The 21,168-nt window shown below is 38.5% G+C and carries 20 protein-coding genes; 17 read left to right on the top strand and 3 right to left on the bottom strand.

Going from position 1 to position 21,168, the window contains the following annotated elements:
• The first annotated feature begins 1 nt into the window (after position 1).
• A complete protein-coding gene (locus VJ937_RS04550) occupies positions 2–592 on the top strand; it encodes a TlpA disulfide reductase family protein (RefSeq protein ID WP_324065707.1) in 591 nt (196 codons plus the stop codon).
• 5 nt (positions 593–597) lie between these two features.
• Here the strand turns inward: VJ937_RS04550 and VJ937_RS04545 are convergent, their stop codons facing one another.
• Entirely contained in the window at positions 598–1,887 is a 1,290-nt protein-coding gene (locus tag VJ937_RS04545) for a M64 family metallopeptidase (RefSeq protein ID WP_324065706.1), read from the bottom strand.
• A 41-nt stretch (positions 1,888–1,928) separates the two neighbouring features.
• Between VJ937_RS04545 and VJ937_RS04540 the strand changes: the two genes are divergently transcribed.
• The 11 genes from VJ937_RS04540 to VJ937_RS04490 all read left to right on the top strand — a co-directional run bounded on the left by VJ937_RS04540 (position 1,929) and on the right by VJ937_RS04490 (position 12,991).
• Complete coding sequence (locus VJ937_RS04540; protein ID WP_324065705.1) at positions 1,929–3,194, top strand: mechanosensitive ion channel family protein; 1,266 nt, start codon at positions 1,929–1,931, stop codon at positions 3,192–3,194.
• A gap of 169 nt (positions 3,195–3,363) precedes the next feature.
• The gene (locus VJ937_RS04535) at positions 3,364–4,452 is read left to right on the top strand and encodes a DUF1573 domain-containing protein (protein ID WP_324065704.1); all 1,089 of its coding nucleotides are present in this window, start codon (positions 3,364–3,366) and stop codon (positions 4,450–4,452) included.
• Between the two features lie 220 nt (positions 4,453–4,672).
• On the top strand, positions 4,673–5,767 hold the full coding sequence (gene meaB, locus VJ937_RS04530; RefSeq protein ID WP_324065703.1) for a methylmalonyl Co-A mutase-associated GTPase MeaB: 1,095 nt from the start codon (positions 4,673–4,675) through the stop codon (positions 5,765–5,767).
• Positions 5,768–5,792: 25 nt separating this feature from the next.
• Positions 5,793–6,575 carry a class I SAM-dependent methyltransferase gene (locus VJ937_RS04525; RefSeq protein WP_324065702.1) on the top strand — a complete coding sequence of 261 codons (783 nt, stop codon included), beginning with the start codon at positions 5,793–5,795 and terminating at the stop codon, positions 6,573–6,575.
• A 61-nt stretch (positions 6,576–6,636) separates the two neighbouring features.
• Positions 6,637–8,037: an adenylate/guanylate cyclase domain-containing protein gene (locus VJ937_RS04520; protein ID WP_324065701.1), complete on the top strand. Its 1,401-nt coding sequence runs from the start codon at positions 6,637–6,639 to the stop codon at positions 8,035–8,037.
• A gap of 96 nt (positions 8,038–8,133) precedes the next feature.
• Positions 8,134–8,304, top strand: coding sequence for a hypothetical protein (locus tag VJ937_RS04515; protein ID WP_324065700.1), 171 nt, complete (start codon positions 8,134–8,136; stop codon positions 8,302–8,304).
• A 15-nt stretch (positions 8,305–8,319) separates the two neighbouring features.
• Complete coding sequence (mtnA, locus tag VJ937_RS04510; RefSeq protein WP_324065699.1) at positions 8,320–9,417, top strand: S-methyl-5-thioribose-1-phosphate isomerase; 1,098 nt, start codon at positions 8,320–8,322, stop codon at positions 9,415–9,417.
• Positions 9,418–9,429: 12 nt separating this feature from the next.
• Positions 9,430–10,056, top strand: coding sequence for a class II aldolase/adducin family protein (locus VJ937_RS04505; RefSeq protein ID WP_324065698.1), 627 nt, complete (start codon positions 9,430–9,432; stop codon positions 10,054–10,056).
• A 181-nt stretch (positions 10,057–10,237) separates the two neighbouring features.
• Positions 10,238–11,650 carry a 23S rRNA (uracil(1939)-C(5))-methyltransferase RlmD gene (gene rlmD, locus VJ937_RS04500; protein WP_324065697.1) on the top strand — a complete coding sequence of 471 codons (1,413 nt, stop codon included), beginning with the start codon at positions 10,238–10,240 and terminating at the stop codon, positions 11,648–11,650.
• Between the two features lie 26 nt (positions 11,651–11,676).
• A complete protein-coding gene (locus VJ937_RS04495; RefSeq protein WP_324065696.1) occupies positions 11,677–12,375 on the top strand; it encodes a Crp/Fnr family transcriptional regulator in 699 nt (232 codons plus the stop codon).
• 262 nt (positions 12,376–12,637) lie between these two features.
• Positions 12,638–12,991, top strand: a complete 354-nt coding sequence (locus tag VJ937_RS04490; RefSeq protein WP_057954269.1) for a hypothetical protein — start codon at positions 12,638–12,640, stop codon at positions 12,989–12,991.
• Positions 12,992–13,089: 98 nt separating this feature from the next.
• On the opposite strand, the gene VJ937_RS04485 is transcribed toward VJ937_RS04490, so the two are convergent.
• Complete coding sequence (locus VJ937_RS04485; RefSeq protein ID WP_324065695.1) at positions 13,090–14,823, bottom strand: right-handed parallel beta-helix repeat-containing protein; 1,734 nt, start codon at positions 14,821–14,823, stop codon at positions 13,090–13,092.
• A gap of 192 nt (positions 14,824–15,015) precedes the next feature.
• On the opposite strand from VJ937_RS04485, the gene VJ937_RS04480 reads away from it, so the two are divergent.
• On the top strand, positions 15,016–15,417 hold the full coding sequence (locus tag VJ937_RS04480; RefSeq protein WP_324065694.1) for a hypothetical protein: 402 nt from the start codon (positions 15,016–15,018) through the stop codon (positions 15,415–15,417).
• Between the two features lie 11 nt (positions 15,418–15,428).
• Here VJ937_RS04480 and VJ937_RS04475 read toward each other — a convergent pair whose 3' ends face one another.
• Entirely contained in the window at positions 15,429–15,932 is a 504-nt protein-coding gene (locus VJ937_RS04475) for a hypothetical protein (RefSeq protein ID WP_324065693.1), read from the bottom strand.
• 116 nt (positions 15,933–16,048) lie between these two features.
• On the opposite strand from VJ937_RS04475, the gene VJ937_RS04470 reads away from it, so the two are divergent.
• From VJ937_RS04470 to VJ937_RS04455, 4 genes are all read left to right on the top strand, one after another.
• Positions 16,049–18,169, top strand: coding sequence for a M3 family metallopeptidase (locus VJ937_RS04470; RefSeq protein ID WP_324065692.1), 2,121 nt, complete (start codon positions 16,049–16,051; stop codon positions 18,167–18,169).
• A 121-nt stretch (positions 18,170–18,290) separates the two neighbouring features.
• A complete protein-coding gene (locus tag VJ937_RS04465) occupies positions 18,291–19,460 on the top strand; it encodes a PAS domain-containing sensor histidine kinase (protein ID WP_324065691.1) in 1,170 nt (389 codons plus the stop codon).
• Complete coding sequence (locus VJ937_RS04460) at positions 19,457–20,500, top strand: response regulator (protein WP_324065690.1); 1,044 nt, start codon at positions 19,457–19,459, stop codon at positions 20,498–20,500. Before VJ937_RS04465 ends, VJ937_RS04460 begins: the two co-directional genes overlap by 4 nt.
• 288 nt (positions 20,501–20,788) lie before the next feature.
• On the top strand, positions 20,789–21,166 hold the full coding sequence (locus tag VJ937_RS04455; protein WP_324065689.1) for a hypothetical protein: 378 nt from the start codon (positions 20,789–20,791) through the stop codon (positions 21,164–21,166).
• The last annotated feature ends 2 nt before the right edge of the window (positions 21,167–21,168 follow it).

Here is a 21,168-nt window from a genome sequence, read left to right as displayed (position 1 = left end):
AATGCGCTTTGATACCGTTAATATTTGTGAAGAACCAAATGAAATAAACCAGATTTTCTCTAAATTAATTTTTTTCAAAGGAATGAAACTAAGCGGATTCATTTTTGCTTTTTTGTTTATATCGGGCATCGCATTTTCTCAGGAAACCGGTACCAAGGTTGGAGATATAGCCCCCGAAATTCAAAATACTACACCAAACGGCAAGCAGCTCGCACTATCAGAATTACGAGGTAAACTTGTGCTCGTGGACTTTTGGGCCTCCTGGTGCCGGCCGTGCCGATACGAAAACCCTAACCTGGTGAGCGCATGGGAGAAATACAAAGACAAAGAATTTGTGAATGGTGAAGGCTTTACAATTTTTAGTGTTTCACTTGATAAAAACAAAAAAATGTGGACCGATGCCATAAAAGCAGATAATTTACAATGGCCATACCATGTAAGTGACCTGAAAGGCTGGTATGCACAGCCAGCACAAAAATATAATGTGCGGAGCATACCAAGTAATTTTCTTATTGATAAAAACGGCAAGATAGTAGCACGTAACCTACGTGGCCCCAGACTTGAAAAAGTTTTAGAACAATTAGTGAAATAGATCTTCTACTCAATATTCTGCGAAGTGTAAATTAGCAGCATCTTTTCCAGGGCTAACTGGCATACGGTACAAAAATCTTTTGCTTTATTTGTCCGCATCCGGCAATCCATAGCAGGACTAAAAACCCCCTTATTTAAATAAGCACCACCCTCGAACACACCTGTATAATTTTCGAATTTAGCGATGCGGGGAGTTGGAACTGGCAAGCCTTCACTAATCAAATGAGGCCACTTGCTATCGAAGTCAACTAATGTTGTAATATTTGGTTGCCAGGGTTCTATTGTGGTATCGAGCATATCCTCATAAGTAACCTCACTATTGAAATACTCATCAGCCAAACCACCAAAGTGATGCCCGAACTCATGCAAGAAGACTTTTTCTGCAGATGGGCCGTCAGCTGAAAAAACTGAAAAATGATTAAATACTCCACCGCCACCATATCGTTTTGTATTTACCATAACCAAAATAAAATCGTATGGTGCAGCTGCCGCAACATCCTTAACTTTAAAGAATTCCTCTACAGAAAGGTACCGCTTCAGGTTTAAAGTATTAAAACTGGTGCCCAGTGCTGTTTTCTTAAAAACCCCTTTGCATGGTTCATCCGTACCACTTTCTATCGAAGGTTTATGCACCAGCCATATATTAATGTCTCTTCGATATTTATTAAATGGAGCATTCCGGAATAAAAATTTACCAAACCTTCTGGCATCTTTCTTTGCCTTTTTTAATTCAGACTCCGAGTAACCATCAGCCAGAAAAACTAAATCAAGCTTGTTTCTGTAGTCTCCGCCACCTAAAATTAAAATGGCCTCCTGGTTAACTGGCTCTTGTTTAATATTATCAGCATCGGGGTCAATACTCCAGGTATTGAGTAATTCAAATTTATTCTTATTCCTTACTAAAAGCTTGACCAAAACATCACCTTTGGGATAAGGTATGCTATATGACTGTTCAAATGAGGCAGCACCATCTCGCGGTAATCCGGTTGATTGCCATTCTTCAAATAAAGTTGAAAAACCTTGTTTCAGAATAAGCTCATTACTTTCATTATAAACCTCAATTTGATACGTACCATATTGAAACGGCCAAATCAAGCTTTGTTCCGTCCCTGACCAGTATTGTTCTTCTTTTAAACGTAATATTCCCGCTTTTTGCCAATCCTTTTCTCCCGTTAGGATAAAATCAATTCGCAAAGCGCGATCTAAATCAAAATCTTTATGCCCCTGAGCAAACGATAAAGAATGCGCAAGAATAGATGTAAATATTATCAGCAGAAAAGGAAATACTCTATTCATAATTTATATATTTTAGCAATTATAATCAAAATTAGTGCCCAATGGAAAAATTCGAGGCAATCTTTAAAGAATGGTTACTCAATACAGGAATTAACAGCAGCCTTGCCGATATTTTCTATGTTGGCGCCAACATACTGGCTATCATAGCCATAAGCATAATTGCAGATTGGGTTGCAAAGCGCATCATATTGCAAACCATCAAACAGATTGTGCGCAAATCAAAAGTTACATGGGACGATGTCATCTTTGAACGGAAGGTATTTAACCGCCTGAGTCATCTGGCCCCGGCCATTGTAATTTACTATCTTATAGAAGTTGCATTTCCGGAGGCTTCCGGATGGGTAAACTTTGTACAAAAGCTCACTTACATGTACATGGTCTTCATCGGAATCCTGATTTTGGACTCGTTTGTAACAGCGCTACACGAGATATATAAACGAAACCCCATTTCCAAAGACCGCCCTATCAAGGGTTATGTGCAGGTTGTACAGATAGTAATTTATTTCTTTGGTGTAATCACCATACTTGCAGTACTTCTTGGGAAATCCCCGGGAGCTTTGCTTGCCGGACTGGGAGCTTTGGCAGCCGTACTCATGTTGGTTTTCAGAGACAGTATATTAGGATTAGTGGCTGGCATACAACTCTCTTTAAACAAAATGGTAAAAATTGGTGATTGGATTACAATGCCCAGTCACAATGCCGATGGCAATGTTACCGAAATAACACTCAATACGGTAAAAGTCCAGAACTTTGATAAAACCATTACCACCATTCCTACCTATGCGTTGGTTTCTGAATCTTTCAGTAATTGGCGTGGAATGCTTGAGTCGGGAGGCCGCAGAATAAAAAGATCGTTATACATCGACATTCGCTCCATAAAATTCTGTTCAAAAGAGCTGCTTGACAACCTCCAGCGCGTACACCGCCTCACGGACTATATTGAAAAGCGGCGCAAAGAAGTAGAAGAATACAACAAAAGCCAGGGAGTAGATCAAAGTATCATGGCTAATGGACGCCGAATGACAAATATCGGGGTCTTCAGAAAATATATTGAAGAATACCTGAAGCATCACCCAATGATTAATAAAGATATGACATTCCTGATCAGGCAACTTCAAACCACTGAAAAAGGAGTTCCTATTGAAATCTACGTTTTTAGCAAAGAAAAGGAATGGGTTAAATTTGAAAGCATCCAGGCCGACATATTCGATCATTTACTTGCTGCAATTAATGAGTTCGAGCTAAGTCTGTACCAAAATCCATCTGGTAACGATATATCAAAAGCACTGGAATTAAGAGCGAAATAAAAAATACATTCGGGGCAGGAAATTTGTTATACCAGGATATGATACTCGTATTCAAAATATAACCAATAGAGTAAAAAACGTACCAGATGATCAAATAATTTTTTAATTTGAACATTTAGCACAAACAATTTTTAAATTTGTAACCTTTATAATCTCAAAAACTTCAATTATGCACAAATTATATTTGATAATCATTGCCACCTTATTTAACGTGAGCCTGATATCAGCACAGCAACAGGGACCACACATTGCTTTTGACAAAACCGTTCATGATTATGGTACTATCAACGAACAGGATGGAGTTTCCAAATACAAATTTGAATTTACAAATACAGGTTCAACACCATTAATCATCAACAGGGTAAAACCTACTTGTGGCTGCACCAGTTCAGAGCATACAAGAAAGCCTGTAAACCCTGGCGAAAAAGGTTTTGTATCAGCAGAATACAATCCCAAAAACAGACCCGGACCATTTAGCAAAACAATTAGGGTATATAGCAATTCTGCAGACAATCCAAGTATAGTACTTCGTATAAAAGGAAAAGTCAATCCCAGGCCACGTTCAATTGAAGATGACTACCCCAGAAAAATGGGTGCAATAAGGTTAAACAATAACCAATTTGCTTTTATGCATGTAACCAATCGTGAGAAAAAGCTCAAACAGCTTAAGATCGTGAATGTATCGGATAAACCTGTTACACTCTCAATGAAAAGAGTACCGAAATATATTGACGTTAGCTTTAAACCCAAAACACTAAAACCTGGTGAAAAAGGCACAATCAGTGCCACATTTCATGGAGAAAAAACCACTGACCTTGATTACATGCGGGGAAGAATGTCTTTGGTAATAAACGGAAACGAAAATCCACGACACAGAATTGCTACTACTGCAATTGTAAAACAAGACTTCTCACATCTTACGGCAGAAGAGCGAGCCAATGCACCACACATTAAATTTGAAGACACCAAATTTGATTTTGGCACCATCACAGAAGGTGCAAAGGTTACGCATGAATTTAAATTTACAAATACAGGTAAAAGTAACCTCATCATAAAAAAGGTACGCGCATCTTGTGGTTGCACTGCTGTTGCTCCTCCAAAAAAAGCAATAAAACCCGGTGAATCAAGTAGTATTAAGGCTACGTTCCATTCCAGAGGAAAAAGAAACCGACAGCATAAAAGCATACGGATTTATGCCAACGATCCTGACAACAGTGTAACAACCTTAATTATCAGAGGAACAGTAAAAAAAAAGTAAAAGCTGAAGGTCCGAAGCTTTTTTAGAATAAAAGCATAAAATTTTAGAGTTGTTGAGGCCGTTTAAAAAGTTACATTAGCGATTATTTGCAATCCTTTTTAGACAGCCTCAATTTTCACTATATAGGTTTTTTGAGCAAATTTGCAGCAAACTCTGAACATATCAGGTTAAACAAAGCATTTATTTTTTTGTCATTTTATTGACCAGAAAAACGTGATTGATGAATTCCAAAAATAAAAAATCCAATAAAAGTGCACTGCACGTCAATAAGGGAGTAGACCAACCGCCAAGCATTAGTCCAAAAGCAAGGAAAAACTTTCAAAAATTCCGTAAAAAAAGTCTTTCGCTCGACAACTATATAAATGGCATTAAGCGTGGCGACCGCGCTATCTTAAGCAGAGCCATAACACTTGTAGAGAGCTCACTCCCGGGCCACCAGGAGTTGGCCCAACAAATTATTGAACAATGTCTGCCTTTGGCTGGAAACTCAATGCGTATTGGAATTACAGGGGTTCCCGGTGTAGGTAAAAGTACCTTTATTGAATCACTTGGAGGAGAAATTACCAAACGCGGGCATAAGCTTGCGGTACTTGCAATTGACCCCAGCAGCGAAAGATCAAAAGGTTCCATTCTTGGTGATAAAACAAGAATGGAAACCCTTGCCAACAATCCCGATGCTTTTATTCGCCCATCACCCTCTGCAGGCTCTCTGGGCGGGGTTGCGCGAAAAACCCGCGAATCGATGCTTTTATGCGAAGCTGCTGGTTTCGATATCATATTTATAGAAACTGTTGGTGTAGGCCAAAGTGAAATTGCTGTGCACAGCATGGTCGACTTTTTTCTGCTATTAATGCTCGCCGGAGCCGGTGACGAGCTACAGGGCATTAAGCGGGGAATTATGGAAATGGCCGATGCAATTGCCATTAATAAAGCCGACGGGAATAATAAAGATAAAGCCAACCAGGCTAAAGCAGAGTACAATAGCGCACTTCACCTATTTCCTCCTTCTCCCTCAGGTTGGACTCCCAAAGTGGTCACCTGCTCTGCGCTACACAATATCGATATTGATAATGTATGGAAAACCATAATGGATTATAAAGATCTGACAACTGGAAATCAATATTGGCAGGCCAAAAGGAATGAACAAGCCAAATATTGGATGTACGAAACCATCAATGAAAAACTCAAAAGTCACTTCTATACCCAAAAAGATATAAAAACCAAACTTCAAAACTTTGAAGCAGATGTTTTAAACAACCGAAAAAGCTCGTTCCAGGCAGCTCAGCAGTTACTAGACGAATACCTAAAAAAATAACCATCACAATTAGTAATCAGGCAACATGCAAAAAATCATACAATTTGTAACCCGATTTATTCCGCGCGAAACCATGCAGCGGCTTGCACATTTTTTTCTAAGAATCGTAAGTCTTTTTTACCGTGGTAAGCAATACGAAGACCCAATAAACGGAATCACATATCGTAAATTATTACCCTACGGCCGAATTAATGCCAGACAAAATGCATTGGCACCCGACAGCATGTCGCTGGAAAGACATCGCGGGATATGGCTATTTTTAAAAAACCATACCAACTTCTTTACAGAGCAAATCAGGTTTTTGCATGTAGCACCCGAGTATTGCTTTTTACGACTTTTCAAAAAACAAAAGAACCTCGACTACATCACCGGTGACTTATCGTCGCCATGGGCCGACGTAAAAATGGACATCAGGCAAATGCCCTTCAAAAACGATGAATTTGATGCTGCCATGTGTAACCACGTATTCGAGCACGTTTGGGAAGATGTGCAATCGATGAAAGAATTTTACAGGGTTCTGAAGCCCGGTGGCTGGGCAATTTTTCAGGTCCCCATCAGATGGAATACACCCAAAACCATCGAAGACAATACCATTACTGACCCGGTAGAAAAAGAGAAACGTTTTGGACAAAGAGACCATGTCAGGTACTATGGAGCTGATTATACAGACAGGCTGCAAGAAGCAGGATTTAAAATAAATGTAGTCGATCTTACAGAAGAGCTATCTGAAGTACAACTAAAAAGGTATGGTTTGCTCTCTTCCGAAAAAATTATCTTTTGTCAGAAAGCTGAGAAAACTGCGAATTAGCCTGAACATCTTTTTTTGGCGACTTGTTCCTTTTTTAGTATTTTGCTTAAAATGAACCAAAATGAGTAGCGAAGAAAAAGACCTTGTGCAACGGATTGCTCGCCTGATGCAGGAAAACAAAAAGCTATCCATGCAAAACAAGAAGCTTTTAGACGCCAATGAGTCGCTCGAAGAAGAAAACGACCAACTAAAAGATAAACTCAAAGAGTTAAAAACCATCCATCAGGGCCACGAAGGAAAAAGCAGAGAAAAAACACTCCGTTTCAAAATGGCCACTGTGTTGTTTGCCGATATAGAAGGATTCAGCAGACTCTACGAAGAAACCAACTCACACGACATTATTGATGAGCTCGACCAAATATTTTTTGAGTTTGACCAAATATCGCAACGATTTAATATACAGAAGATTAAAACTATTGGCGACACTTATATGAGCGCAGGTGGTGTGCCTGTAAAAAATATTACCAACCCCATAGACGTTGTAATGGCAGCATTGGAGATGCGATATAAACTTAATGATATTCAGAGTAAAAGACTCGAGAATAATAAAAAAATATGGGACATCAAATTTGGGATGCATACAGGTCCGGTAACAGCCACAACCATGGGAAAGAAAAAAGTATCATATAATCTTAAAGGCGACACGGTGAACATTGCCACTCGAATGAAAGCCTCGTGCGAAGCCGGTCAGATCAACATCTCAGTAATGACCTACGAAATGGTACGCGAATATTTTGTATGCGAATACTTCGGTAAAATGCCTGTAAAATACAAAGGCGATGTCGACATGTATTACGTGAAAGGAATACGTCCGGAGCTATCAAAAAACGGCAAAGGCAGAGAACCGAATCATGATTTCAATATACGCTATTTACTCAGGCAGTTCTCCGATTTACAGGAAATTGTGTTAGATATTCTTGAAAAAGGACTACCAGAATATCTTTACTACCACAATGTGAAGCATACCATTGATGTTACTTCACAAGCCGAACTCATAGGCATTGGAGAAGGGGTAAACGATGAAGAAATTCTGCTATTAAAAACAGCAGCCTTGTTTCACGATGCAGGTCATACAATAAATTACGAAAACCACGAGTACCATGGAGCCGAAATGGCCAAAAAAATGTTACCTAATTTTCACTATACACAAGAACAAATCAATCAGATCTGCGATTTAATTTTGGCCACGAAACTCCCGCCGGAACCTCAATCCAAACTGGAAAAAATAATGTGTGATGCCGACCTCGATTACCTTGGGCGAAGCGATTTTATACCAGTATCGAATACACTTTACAAAGAATTAAAAGCACAGGATAAAATCGGAGATATAGATTCGTGGAATAAATTGCAGGTTAAGTTTATTTCATCGCATCAGTATTTTACAGAAACCGCAAACAATCTGCGTGAAGTAAACAAACAAAAACAGATCGAGCGTATTAAACAATTAATACCTGATGAATAGCAGAAGAAAGTTTAAGGCTTTTTTCACTTTTTTCCGATCAAAATTCCTATTTTTATGGCCGCATCTGTAAACAAAAATCTAAACACTATAAGCACCATGAAAAATTTTCTTAAAAATCTCGGGATAATAATCATACTGATAGGCGTGATAATACTGGTCATTAAAACATTAAGTAGTGGCTTAAGCAACGCACCATTGGCCATTGGCGGAGGCTTAATTGTTATAGGATTAATCGTGCAGATTGTCCTTGGACGATATATTGAATAAGAAATTGATTAAAATATGAAGCCCGTAAGTGATAAACTACGGGCTTATTTTTTATTAACCGCATTCATGAAAGTTAATAATCAACACTACCGCAGTGTATGGATAGATGGCACAACCGTTCATCTAATCGAACAAAACTTGTTGCCTTTTAAGTTTCAGATTTATAAAGCCCCAAAATATACAGATACCTGCAAAGCAATTAAAACAATGATTACCCGTGGTGCAGGAGCCATTGGCGGAGCGGCTGCATTTGCCATGGCGCAAGCAGCCTGTGAAGCAAAATCGCACGATTACACAGAATTCATTAACACGGCCAGAAAAATAATTGAAGCAACACGCCCAACGGCTTACGATTTATTTTACAGCGTAGAAGCTGTTTACACGGCGGCTTTAAATTCTCCTGAGGCGGCTATAAAAAAAGCTCAGGAACTTGCCGATGCCAATGCAACTGCAGGAAAGGCTATCGGAGAATATGGGAATGAAATATTAGGCAAAAACGCAAAAGTACTCACCCATTGCAATGCAGGTTGGCTCGCTTTTGTTGATTATGGCTCCGCCCTCGCCCCCGTTTATGTGGCCAACGAAAAAGGGAAAAACGTATTTGTATATGCCGATGAAACCCGGCCGCGTAGTCAGGGAGCCCGGCTTACTGCCTGGGAGCTGCATAACCAGGGCATACCACACGCCATCATTGCAGACAACGCAGCCGCATCGCTCATGCAAAACGGTAAAATAGATGTACTAATTACCGGTGCCGACCGAATAGCAGCCAATGGAGACGTAGCCAATAAAATAGGTACCCTCGAAAAAGCCATCGCCGCCAAATATTATGGCATTCCATTCTACGTTACAGCACCAATTTCCACCATCGATCCAAATTTACCCGAAGGGACCAAAATTACAATTGAAGACCGTAATGAAGATGAAGTACATTACGCAACCGGACCAAATGCCAATAACGAGCTGCAAACAATCAGGTTAACCAACCCTGGATCGCCAGCCATTAATCCTGCATTTGATGTAACGCCGGCAGCATTGGTAACAGGAATAATTACGGAAAAAGGCATCATTGAACCCAACAAAAAAGCCATATCTGTTTTACTCAAAAAATAACCTAACAAGTCGATGAGAAACAAACACAAAAAGGCAGTTGCCCTATTCATGAACAGGCTCTACGCTAAAGGGCTTACCACCACAAGTGGGGGAAATGTGAGTATCCGGGTTAATAATAAAATATATATCACCCCCTCCCAAACAGATAAAGGCAACATGAAGCCTAAACAAATTGGAGTTGTTACAATAGAAGGCAGTAACCTCACGCCAAAGCTCAGGCTAAGCATGGAAACAGGCATGCATATAGCCATTTATAAATCGCGCAAAGATGTGAACGCCATTGTGCATGCCCACCCCTACACCGCCACTGCGCTATCAGCTACACCTGATATGATCGACACCCGGATAAATGGCGAAGCGCGCGCAATGCTGGGGAAGCCGGCTTTTGCCCCCTATGCTACAATGGGCACACCCGATTTAGCAAAAATCGCAGCAGATGCCATAAAGCACAGCAATGCCATAATCCTGCAACATCATGGGATACTCACAGCAGGAGAAACCCTACTGCAGGCATTTGACCGCCTTGAACTAATGGAGATGACGGCAAGAGCTACAATTTTACGTAAAATTGCAAACATAGAAGACCACATCAGCGGGGAACAAATAGCCATTATTGATCGCATGTTCGACCAGCCATAAAACTTTATTCATTAACCGTGATATGAAGCATTCAATTAAAAACAAAAAGCTAACATACAGAAGCTCCAAACAACCACGTAAAATTACTGATTTACGACTTAAAAGGCACGAATAATGCAGGAAACAGTGGTTTCGGCATAGGTTTTGATTAACTGAATATACACTAAAAATACAAATAGCTTTGGGAAGACGAAATAAGAAAAAACCATTACTCGAACAAGTTGAAATAACTGATATTGGTTCTGAAGGGAAGGCATTGGCACGTGTAGAAAACAAAGTTGTTTTTGTGCCTTACACAGCCCCGGGCGATATAGTAGATATACAGGTAACACGCAAAAGAAAAAACTTCCTGGAGGGATTTGTTACAAAATACCACAAATATTCAGAAGATAGAATTGATGCATTTTGCGAACATTTTGGAACTTGTGGTGGATGTAAATGGCAGCATTTACCTTATGAAATACAACTCAAAGCAAAGCAACAACAAGTAGCCGACAACCTCGAACGAATTGCTAAAATACCATTGCCTGAAATTTCTCCGATAATGGGCTCAGCCAAAACAAGGTACTATAGAAATAAGCTTGAGTTTACTTTTTCAAATCGCAGATGGCTCACAAAGGAAGAAATAGAGGAAGACAAAACCCATGAAGATCTTTACGCATTAGGTTTTCATGTGCCCAAATTGTTCGACAAAGTTTTGAATGTAAATACCTGTTATTTACAAGACGATTTCTCGAACAAGATAAGAAATGAAGTCAGAGACTTTGCATTGAAAAACAATTATACATTTTTCGATATCAGAAACCATCACGGCCTCCTGCGTAATCTGATTATAAGAAATACAGCATCGGGGCAATGGATGGTTATCGTGGTTTTTTATGAGGACGCTCAGGATAAAAGAGAAAAACTTCTGGAACACCTGAAAAGCACCTTTCCGGAGATTACTTCACTGAATTATATCATCAATTCCAAAGCAAACGATTCAATTGCAGATCAGCAAGTGGTCAATTATGCCGGGAAAGACCATTTACTGGAAGAAATGGAAGGGTTACAATTCAAGATAGGCCCCAAATCATTTTATCAGACCAACAGTGACCAGGCCTATGAACTATACAAAGTAGCCCGCAATTTTGCAGGACTTACCCGAGAAGAAACTGTTTATGACCTATATACAGGCACAGGAACCATAGCCAATTTCTTAGCTTCAAAAGCAAAAAATGTTATCGGGATAGAGTATATAGAAGAGGCGGTTGAAGATGCGCGGTTTAATTCGGAATTAAACAAAATCGGTAACACCTCGTTTTATGCTGGAGACATGAGAGATTTATTGAACCGCGAATTTTTCGAAACCCATGGGAAACCTGAAATAATTATAACAGATCCGCCGCGTGCAGGAATGCATCAGGATGTGGTAAATGCTATTCTGGAATCAGATTCAGAAAAAATTGTTTATATTAGTTGCAATCCGGCAACTCAGGCACGCGACCTGGCAATGCTTAATACAAAATACGATGTAAAAAAAATCCAACCAGTAGATATGTTTCCGCATACTCATCATATTGAAAATGTGGTTTTACTGGAAAAAAATATATAATTTTAGTCGTGTGAAAAAATCAACTTATGGAAAATCAACACAGCTGCATAGATGTATTAGTAAAAAATAACTCAGTATTCAGTGCGCTTAATGAAGATGAAATTAAGCTGCTGTATGAAAATTACACATGCACTTCTTTCAAAAAGAATGAAATTATTTTTAAAGAAGCCGAACGCCCAACCGGACTTTTATGCCTACAGGAAGGCAAAGTAAAAATCTTTAAAGAAGGTGTAGGTGGTAGGGAGCAAATTGTTAGAATGGCCAAGCCTGTCAGTTTTATTGGCTACAGAGCTCTATTTGCCGATGAAAACCACATTGCTTCTGCTCAGGCTATTGAGAATAGCGTTGTTTGTACCATAAGAAGAGAAGCCCTTGAAAACATCCTTCGACAAAATCCGGACTTTTCATTACGAATTATTAAATCATTGGCTTACGAACTGGGTTTTGCAAATAAAAGAACCGTTACACTTACGCAAAAACACATTCGGGGCCGCCTGGCGGAATCACTATTATTCCTCAGAGATACCTACGGATTTGAAGAAGACGGGCACACAATAAATATTTATCTTTCGAGAGAAGACATAGCGCACCTTTCAAATATGACTACCTCAAATGCCATAAGAACCCTATCAGCATTTGCCAAAGAGGGAATCATTGATATTAATGGCAGACGCATTTCCATAAAGGACATGAAAAAGCTAGAATGGATTAATGACCTGGGATAGTTTCCAGGATTATACACAACTTATATATTCAACAAAAGAAACACGCTCAAAGGTGTTTCTTTTGTGCTTTTATGAAACACCATTGCCCGCTATCGAACATAAAAAATATTTTTTAATATTTTTTTATTCTCACAACCCACTAATAATAAGATAAATAAACACAATGGCATATATTTCGTCTTAAATAAACTGTAACACCTGGCGATTTTTGTCGTCTTGTTTACAGAACCCATTTTATTATTAACCTTTAAAACCTAAAACCATGAAAAAATTAAAAGTAATTGCTATTGCATTTGTTTCAGTTATTTTTTTAAATGCTGCCGCTTTGGCAAGCAACCCACCTGTACCAGCAGCAGAGCTAAATGCCACTCTTTACAATGCCCTTGAAGATGTAATGGATTATCCTTCAAATATTGAGGAAGATATTTCCAGTACTAATGTTTGGGTAACCTTTAAAGTAGAAGAAGATGGCACAATCAATGCAAAAAACGTACAGGGCGAGCAAGCATTTGTAGACCATGTAAAAAAAGAGCTAAAAACCGTGCAAGTAACTAACCCTTACCTCCATGGAAAAACCTATATGATTAAAATAGTTTTTAATAAAGAAAAGAGGTAAGTATTTATTTCCATAACACTTAACTAAAGCCGGCCTCCCAGCCGGCTTTAATTTTTATTTCAATTTGAATTCGAAATCTAAATCGAACTCACTTTATATTATTTTTTAATCACTTTTTTTGTGACATGTGTGCCATCAACATAATGCAACCTGATTAAATAAACGCCCGGAGACCAATTTGTGCTTCTGAAGCTTATTTGGGTACCTTTTGTGTTTACCATTTGCACAACTTTTCCGGCCATATTCAATATTGTTGCCCTAATAACCTGATTTTTACTTTTCACATGTAGCACCTCGTTAAAAGGATTCGGAAAAATATTCTGGGCAATCTCGCTATCGGAATAAATAGAAGTAGCTACATCGATTGCTACTTTATAGGTTGTAGTAGTTGAATCTTCTGCAATTACCTCATAATGCAATGTGTCAGTAAAATCCTGCACTGTTTGCCCACTTACCTGTACTTGACCATCCACCTCTGCGCTGGCATATTCACTCAGTGTAAATATTGGAGAAAGACCAGAAATATCAGTCTCTGGCGGTAATGTAGCAGTAATTAGCTTGTTTCCTTCATCTATACTGGCTTCAATAATGGTATCATTCAGTTCAAATGCAAAATACTGGAAAGCTTTTTCGGTATTTAAAGTATAAATGGGTTCATAAATAACTTCTCCAAGTGTATTATCATCAGCCTGATCCACGATCCAATCCCCTGCTTCAGTAGCAGAGGTTGTTCCCCAGTAGTTATTTTGTGCATAAATGGTGCTGGTTGAATTATTGTACAAATTATAGGTAATGCCACCATTTCCATTTTCATAAATATAGTTATGACCGATATTAGCTGTATCAGGCTCAATTTCACCAAAGTTTGGTTGTGCATCACTCTGAATGGTAATGCCCCACAAGTTACCTCTGATAATATTGTGGGCTACAAAAGCTTGTGCTCCACTACTAAATGCAATCCCGGAACCTCCGTAGTAAGGGTTATCTTCCAGATTGTTATTAATTATATGATTATGAGCGATATCGGCACTTACTGTACCCTGAATATTTATTCCATACCTGTTGTTTATTATTGTATTACTATCCACAACAGCAGACACTTCACCTCCTGCGAGGGTAGCCAGGCTAATTCCACCGGTCTCGTCATAATTTCCATCAATAATGTTACCCCTGATAATAATGTTATTTGTGCCATCGCTTGTACCAAGATTAATTTGAGGTCTGTTACCATTTTCAGTGTTATTATGGTACAAATGGTTATACTTAATTACCGGTGAAGACGCAGCAGTTGCTCCTGAGCTTATTGCAGAACGCATGTTTCGGGTAAAATTACAGGATTCTATAACAGGATTTGATTGCAACAGGTTAACTGCCCCGGAACCATTGGCATCTGTCATTTTATAAAAACTACAATCCTTAATATACACATCAGAGTATAGTAACTTTACTCCTCCTCCATGACTAAACTCAATATTTTCGATAACCGACCCATTACTTTCGTCAAACGTAATACCTGGATAGCCAAGCGTAGAATCGGTAGCAGTAACAACAGTTATCTCTTCAGGCTGCGCAATAAAAGTTCCTTCAATACGCAAATCACCCGTTGAGTTGAAAAACAAGGTATCTAAGCCTGTAAACAGCAAAGTATCACCAGCTGAGATAATAATTTCGCCATCGAGTATGTAGTTAGTGCCCTCAGAAGTGAAGTGACTTCCAGCAGAATCCGCCAACACAGATGGCGTAAAAGTAACCCCGGAACCTCCTGAAATATACTGAGCTGATAAGGAGGTACTTAACAGCAAACCTAATGATATAATTAATAATTTTCTCATAGCTTGATATTTTATAAAGTGAATAATTATTTACCAAAGGTAAATCTATTGACTTTTATTACAAAAAGCAATTGAATGATTTTGAAGGCAATTGAGTTTACTAAATAATCTACTTTCAATAAAGCCGGACACAATTAGGACAATTATATCTTTATTCTTAAATTTGAGATACCAACTAAAACCAAATAAGCTATGAACATTATTGAAGACAACGAATATGCGGAAGTTTCCTATGATGCTGATTTAAAATTGGGCAAAATTATATGGAAAAAGAAAACACCTACCGAAGAATACAGGCACGCATTCACAACATTGCTGGAGTTTAGTAAGACCCATGATGTTGATAATTTTTTATCAGACATAAGAAACCAGGGTGTGGTGGCACCTGAAAACCGCAAATGGTTTGAAAGCGAAATGCTACCCAAAGCTATTAAAGCCGGCCTAAAAAGAGCCGGATCAGTTTTCGATGGTAACGTATTTAAAAAATATTACATGAACATGATCATAAAGGTATCCAACAAATTCGGAATGCCATTAAAGCTTTTCAATTCAGAAGCCGAAGCAATTGAATGGTTTAAAAGCTTCGAAGAATAGCCTGGTTTTAATTAACCTTTTTCTATACGTAATAATAGTCCGCTTTTTGCAGCCCGGTGTATTTTAACCTCATCACCATCACTAAGTTCCTCATACAACTCAGGCGATAGCGAAATGCTTTCATCACCGGATTTCACCTCATATTTACCCGGAGCCTGCTGAGCATTTGTACCAAAACTCTGTTTTTGTGTACATCTTGCAGAGACGGGCGATTCCATTTGTTTAAAAAAACTATCATTTGATTTTTTTTGAATGGCCTTCTGCTCTACTATCTTCTCTTTATTTATGGCATCGGCAAATAAAGCATACGAAGAACCTGTAGCAATTATAATTGTCAGTAAAATACCAATAACAACTGGTAAAATCATATTCAAATCAAAACCCTGCTCTTTTGAGATATACCATACCATTAGGCTAACTGCACTACCAGCTACAAGACTTAGTAGTACTCTTACAATTAATAATTGATTAATTTTTCGGCTATCCTGATTGTCAAAAGGTGTTTTTTCCATCATAAATTATTAAAGTGTTCAAAACCGTACAATTAATATTTTTTTCATACCCTGTTCGGATATATGACACGCATTGGTTATTTTTGTTTGTTAAAGTCAAACCACAAAATTAATTAACCGTGAAAAAAATAATGTTAGCAGTATTGGCATCGGGGCTGTTACTTGGCGCTTGCAGCAATGGTAGCAAAGATAAAGGAACAGATAAAAGCGAGAATCCGTTCTTTTCGAAATTTGATACGCCGTATCAGGTACCCCCTTTTGATAAAATTAAAACAACCCATTACATGCCGGCCTTTAAAAAAGGCATGGAGGAGCACAAAAAGGAGATTCAGGCAATTATCAACAATGAAAAGCCTGCAACCTTTGAAAATACTATAGAAGCACTGGATAATAGCGGCATGATGCTTCGACGCGTAAGTTCAGTGTTCAGCAACCTGAAATCATCTACCACCAATGATGAGCTTCAGGAAATTGCCAACAAAGTTTCGCCGCTAAAATCGAAACACTACGATGACATCAACCTCAACGCAGAGCTGTTTGAACGCATCAAAACTGTATATGACAAAAAAGATGAGCTTGATTTAAGCACTGCTCAACTTAAACTTTTGGAAGATACGTATAAAAAATTTGTACGTAATGGAGCTAACCTTCCGGCAGATAAGCAAGAACGTTTGCGTACTATAAATAAAGAACTTTCACAACTTTCGCTCAAATTTGACGAAAACCTGCTCGCCGAAACCAACAACTATAAGCTTTTCATAGATAATGAAGCTGATTTGGCAGGATTGCCCGAATCTGTACGCACAGGTGCAGCAGAAGCGGCTAAAGCTGCAGGCAAAGATGGACAGTGGTTATTTACTTTGCATAAACCAAGTCTGATTCCATTTCTGCAGTTTTCTGAAAAACGCGATCTACGGGAAAAACTTTACACAGCCTACATCACACGCTGTGACCATAATGATGAGTACGACAACAAAGAGATACTCAAAAAAATGGTAAAACTGCGTGTAGAGAAAGGTCAGCTCATGGGCTTCGATACCTATGCGCACTATGTACTTGACGACCGCATGGCCAAAACGCCTGAGCGTGTATTTGAACTTCTAAACCAACTGATGGATGCCGGTAATGAAGTTGCTAAAAAAGAACGTGCAGAAATGCAGCAAATGATTAATGATGAAGGGAACGACTTCAAACTAAAGCCATGGGACTGGTGGTACTACGCTGAAAAACTCAGAGTTAAAAAATACAACTTTAACGAAGAATCTACACGCCCCTATTTCAAGCTTGAAACTGTGCGCGATGGCATGTTTGAAGTAGCCAATAAACTCTGGGGCCTGAAGTTTAAAAAACGTGATGACCTGCCGGTTTATCATAAAAATGCTATGGCATTCCAGGTGATGGAAGAAAATGGCGACCATGTTGGCATACTCTACATGGATTTCTTCCCAAGAGCAAGCAAATCGTCAGGTGCATGGATGAACTCATTCATGAAACAACACACCAAAGATGACCAACGTGTGGCTCCTGTGATTTCAGTGGTAACAAATTTTTCCAAACCTACAGGTGATAAACCTTCACTATTAACGTTTGACGAGGTTTCCACACTGTTCCATGAATTTGGCCACGCTTTACATGGTTTACTTTCAGACACCAAATACTATACCCAGTCTGGGACAAGCGTACCAAGAGACTTTGTAGAATTACCATCACAAATTATGGAAAACTGGGCAGCCCAGCCAGAGGTAATTAAAATGCTTGGCAAACACTACAAAACAGGCGAAACAATACCTGATGAACTTATTAAAAAAATGAAAGCCGCAAGCTTGCACAATCAGGGATTTGGGTTAACAGAATTCATTGGAGCCGGTCTTTTGGATATGCACTGGCATATGCAAACTGATAAAGATATTAAAGAAGTAAAAGCTTTTGAAAACGAGGTGCGTGAAAAAATCGGACTTATTCCTGAAATTGAATTCCGCTACAGAAGCCCATACTTCTCTCATATTTTTGCCGGCGGATATGCCGTAGGCTATTATGGATACGCATGGGCAGAAATCCTTGATGCAGATGCATTCCAGGCATTCAAAGAAAACGGCCTATTCGATGAGGAAACAGCTAAAAAATTCCGCGACCATGTACTAAGTGTTGGCGGAAGTGATGAAGCCATGAAAAATTATGTGAAATTCCGTGGAAAAGAGCCCACAATTGATGCATTACTTGAACGACGCGGTTTAAACTAAAATATAAACACAATAAAAAAGGGTTGTTACAAGGGTGTAGCAACCCTTTTCTTTTTCCGGAAATAAATTTAAACCATAAACCATTGCCTTTGTTATGATTATAAGGAGGTAAATATCGCTTATGTCGAAAACAAAATTTGATATTGAACATGTGCTCAAACTGGAAGCAGTTTTTAATAATCCAATAGCTGGTTTAAACATACTCAATAAAAATGGAGATATAGAATCAATCAACCAGGCAATGGCCGATGAACTGGGCGAATCTCAAAATAGCTTAGAAGGTACGTCTATTAAGAAATTCCTGAACAAAAAAAGCAAAGAGCTGCTTAGCGAATATATGCAGCATAGCGCTGAAAAACCTGAAGATGAAAAACAAGAAACCATTGAATTACAAATAAACAGACCTGAAAAAAGTGACAGGCATATTGAATTAGCCTTATCTGACACTTATATTCGCAAAGAACTCTTCTTTATTGGCGTGGTTAAAGATATTACGCCGGAAAAAGCACTACAAAAAAAACTTGAAGAACAGAAAGCAGAGAAAGAAAAAATTAAAGCTAACCTGGAAAAGGAGCAGGCTATAAGTGAATTAAAAAACCGTTTTGTATCCATGGCTTCGCATGAATTCAGAGCGCCTTTGGCAGGTCTGCTCTCCTCTGTAAATCTCATTGATCGGTACATAACCAACAGTAAAAATCATTGGGAAAAATTTCCCTATCATACACACATTGAGAAGCACCTCAAAATACTCAAAAAAGCCCTGCATAACCTGCAAAGTATTTTAAACGAATTTTTATCAATAGGAAAACTTGAAGCAGGAAAGCTCGAAAGCCAAACTCAAATATTTCATTTGGGAGATTTCTTTCATACCCATAAGGAGCAGGTTAATGAAATTATTACACCACCACAGCAGTTAAATTATAATTGTAATCGTTGCAACATTAAAGTAGAAATGGATAAAACTTTCCTGCACAACATTTTAAACAACCTGATATCCAATGCATCAAAATACAGCCCTAAGGACACTACAATTAATTTAAAAGCCCACACCAAAAACAACAAACTATTTATTACGGTTAAAGACCAGGGTATGGGCATACCTACAGGGCAACAATCCAAAATATTCGATCATTTTTTCAGGGCCGATAATGTAGCTAACCTGCAGGGGACAGGCCTTGGCTTGACCATTACAAAAAAATATGTACAACTAATGAATGGGCAGCTTACTTTCGAGAGCCAGGAAAATAAGGGCACACAGTTTAATGTTGAATTACCATTTAAAAGCGTATGAACAAAAAAATTCTTATCATAGAAGACGATCAGGTATTACGTGAAAATACAGCCGAGATACTAACCTTATCGGGTTACGATGTAGTTACTTCCCCGGATGGTAAAGATGGCATACGTAAAGCTACAAGCGAACATCCGGACCTGATTATATGCGACATTATGATGCCCGAAACAGATGGATATAGCGTGCTGCATGCGCTTAACCAAAATCAACAAACAGCCACAATACCATTTATTTTTCTTACAGCAAAAACAGAAAACGATGCCCTCCGACAGGGAATGGAAATGGGCGCTGACGACTTTTTATACAAGCCCTTCGAGGATATTGAATTGCTCAATGCCATACAAAGCCGGCTAAAAAAACAAGACCAATTAACAGCCATAACCGGAAAAGAGGACATAAAACAAAATCATCAAAGCACCCATGCTGAAGTTATGCAGGAGCTTCTGAGCAAAGCCACATCAATAAACCTGAAAGACGGTGAAACGTTATACCACCAGGATGAATATCCGCATTTCGTTTACTATGTAACAGAAGGAAGCATACAAACCTACCAGCTCAGCAACCAGGGAAAATCATTTATAACAGGAATTTTTCACAGCGGAAGCTTATTGGGTTACAAACCCGTAATAGAGAAAAGGCCTTCAAATCAATTTGCTGAAGCTAACGAACCCACAGAGGTAAAAAAAATACCTGCAAATTCATTCCTCGATGCCCTCTACAACAATCCACAAATGTCGAAACACTTTATTCAGCACATATCAACGCGTCTGAGTAAAAAGGAAGAGGAATTGATGAGCGTAGCCTACAATTCTGTACGCTACAGAATAGCATTTAAATTACTTGAGCTCGGTGAAAACCATCCCGAAGGAATAATTGATTTGCCAAGAACAGATTTAGCCCAAATGATAGGAACTACAGCGGAAACACTTGTAAGAACATTGACTGAGTTTAAAAATGATGGCCTTATAGAAACAAATGAACATCATATTACAATACCCGATGTGAAAAAACTACGCAACACACTAATCAGGTTTTAGTACCCTGTTTACTCCTGCCATTAAGTGTGGTCAGCTTTATACTGTTTTTCTATTTCCTGCACCTAAAATACGACTCACCTGATCATTGAATCTCCTAATTAACCTTGAATCAGATATTGATTGATCTGTATCAATAAAAGCTTAAAAAATTGATGACAATCAATAATGCACATTGAGTCAGCTCATTGCTAATATTTGCACTAAGGCTGATATTTGTAAAAGAAACAATAAAGGAAAATGAGGCAAATAAAAAACATAAACCTACTTCTTTCAATCATACTCATGCTGATGAGTTGTAATACAACAGAGCAGGAGAAAATAATGAGAAATAATATTCAGAAGGAAGCCAAAAAAACTGGAGAAACGACAAAAGCATATGTAGCAACTGAAAAAACAGCCATCATAAAGGGGTTGGAGAAAGAAGCAGAACAAATACAGAATAAAATTACACGACTGAAGTTAAGATCTAAAGCTCGAAAGTCAGACACCATAGCAAAAGAAATGCTCAATAAAATCGAGCAGGAATACAAAAAACTTAGTTATAACCTAAAAAACTTAAAAAGAAAAAACGATACGGTTTTTACCAGTAAAAGAAAAATTGTAGAACAACAAATTGAAGCGCTGAACAAAAACATCTTAAAAACCCAAAATTCACTTAAAGAATAAGA

It is taken from the genome of Salinivirga sp. (assembly GCF_035268865.1).
Classification (GTDB): domain Bacteria; phylum Bacteroidota; class Bacteroidia; order Bacteroidales; family Salinivirgaceae; genus Salinivirga.
This window is presented reverse-complemented; position numbering and strand designations above follow the sequence as displayed.

What these genes read in the sequence shown, in the direction of transcription:
- VJ937_RS04550 (WP_324065707.1), top strand. Translation starts at nt 2, where the DNA reads ATGCGCTTTGATACCGTTAATATTTGTGAAGAACCAAATGAAATAAAC.
- VJ937_RS04545 (WP_324065706.1), bottom strand. Translation starts at nt 1,887, where the DNA reads ATGAATAGAGTATTTCCTTTTCTGCTGATAATATTTACATCTATTCTT.
- VJ937_RS04540 (WP_324065705.1), top strand. Translation starts at nt 1,929, where the DNA reads ATGGAAAAATTCGAGGCAATCTTTAAAGAATGGTTACTCAATACAGGA.
- VJ937_RS04535 (WP_324065704.1), top strand. Translation starts at nt 3,364, where the DNA reads ATGCACAAATTATATTTGATAATCATTGCCACCTTATTTAACGTGAGC.
- meaB (WP_324065703.1), top strand. Translation starts at nt 4,673, where the DNA reads ATGAATTCCAAAAATAAAAAATCCAATAAAAGTGCACTGCACGTCAAT.
- VJ937_RS04525 (WP_324065702.1), top strand. Translation starts at nt 5,793, where the DNA reads ATGCAAAAAATCATACAATTTGTAACCCGATTTATTCCGCGCGAAACC.
- VJ937_RS04520 (WP_324065701.1), top strand. Translation starts at nt 6,637, where the DNA reads ATGAGTAGCGAAGAAAAAGACCTTGTGCAACGGATTGCTCGCCTGATG.
- VJ937_RS04515 (WP_324065700.1), top strand. Translation starts at nt 8,134, where the DNA reads ATGAAAAATTTTCTTAAAAATCTCGGGATAATAATCATACTGATAGGC.
- mtnA (WP_324065699.1), top strand. Translation starts at nt 8,320, where the DNA reads ATGAAGCCCGTAAGTGATAAACTACGGGCTTATTTTTTATTAACCGCA.
- VJ937_RS04505 (WP_324065698.1), top strand. Translation starts at nt 9,430, where the DNA reads ATGAGAAACAAACACAAAAAGGCAGTTGCCCTATTCATGAACAGGCTC.
- VJ937_RS04495 (WP_324065696.1), top strand. Translation starts at nt 11,677, where the DNA reads ATGGAAAATCAACACAGCTGCATAGATGTATTAGTAAAAAATAACTCA.
- VJ937_RS04490 (WP_057954269.1), top strand. Translation starts at nt 12,638, where the DNA reads ATGAAAAAATTAAAAGTAATTGCTATTGCATTTGTTTCAGTTATTTTT.
- VJ937_RS04485 (WP_324065695.1), bottom strand. Translation starts at nt 14,823, where the DNA reads ATGAGAAAATTATTAATTATATCATTAGGTTTGCTGTTAAGTACCTCC.
- VJ937_RS04480 (WP_324065694.1), top strand. Translation starts at nt 15,016, where the DNA reads ATGAACATTATTGAAGACAACGAATATGCGGAAGTTTCCTATGATGCT.
- VJ937_RS04475 (WP_324065693.1), bottom strand. Translation starts at nt 15,932, where the DNA reads ATGATGGAAAAAACACCTTTTGACAATCAGGATAGCCGAAAAATTAAT.
- VJ937_RS04465 (WP_324065691.1), top strand. Translation starts at nt 18,291, where the DNA reads ATGTCGAAAACAAAATTTGATATTGAACATGTGCTCAAACTGGAAGCA.
- VJ937_RS04460 (WP_324065690.1), top strand. Translation starts at nt 19,457, where the DNA reads ATGAACAAAAAAATTCTTATCATAGAAGACGATCAGGTATTACGTGAA.
- VJ937_RS04455 (WP_324065689.1), top strand. Translation starts at nt 20,789, where the DNA reads ATGAGTTGTAATACAACAGAGCAGGAGAAAATAATGAGAAATAATATT.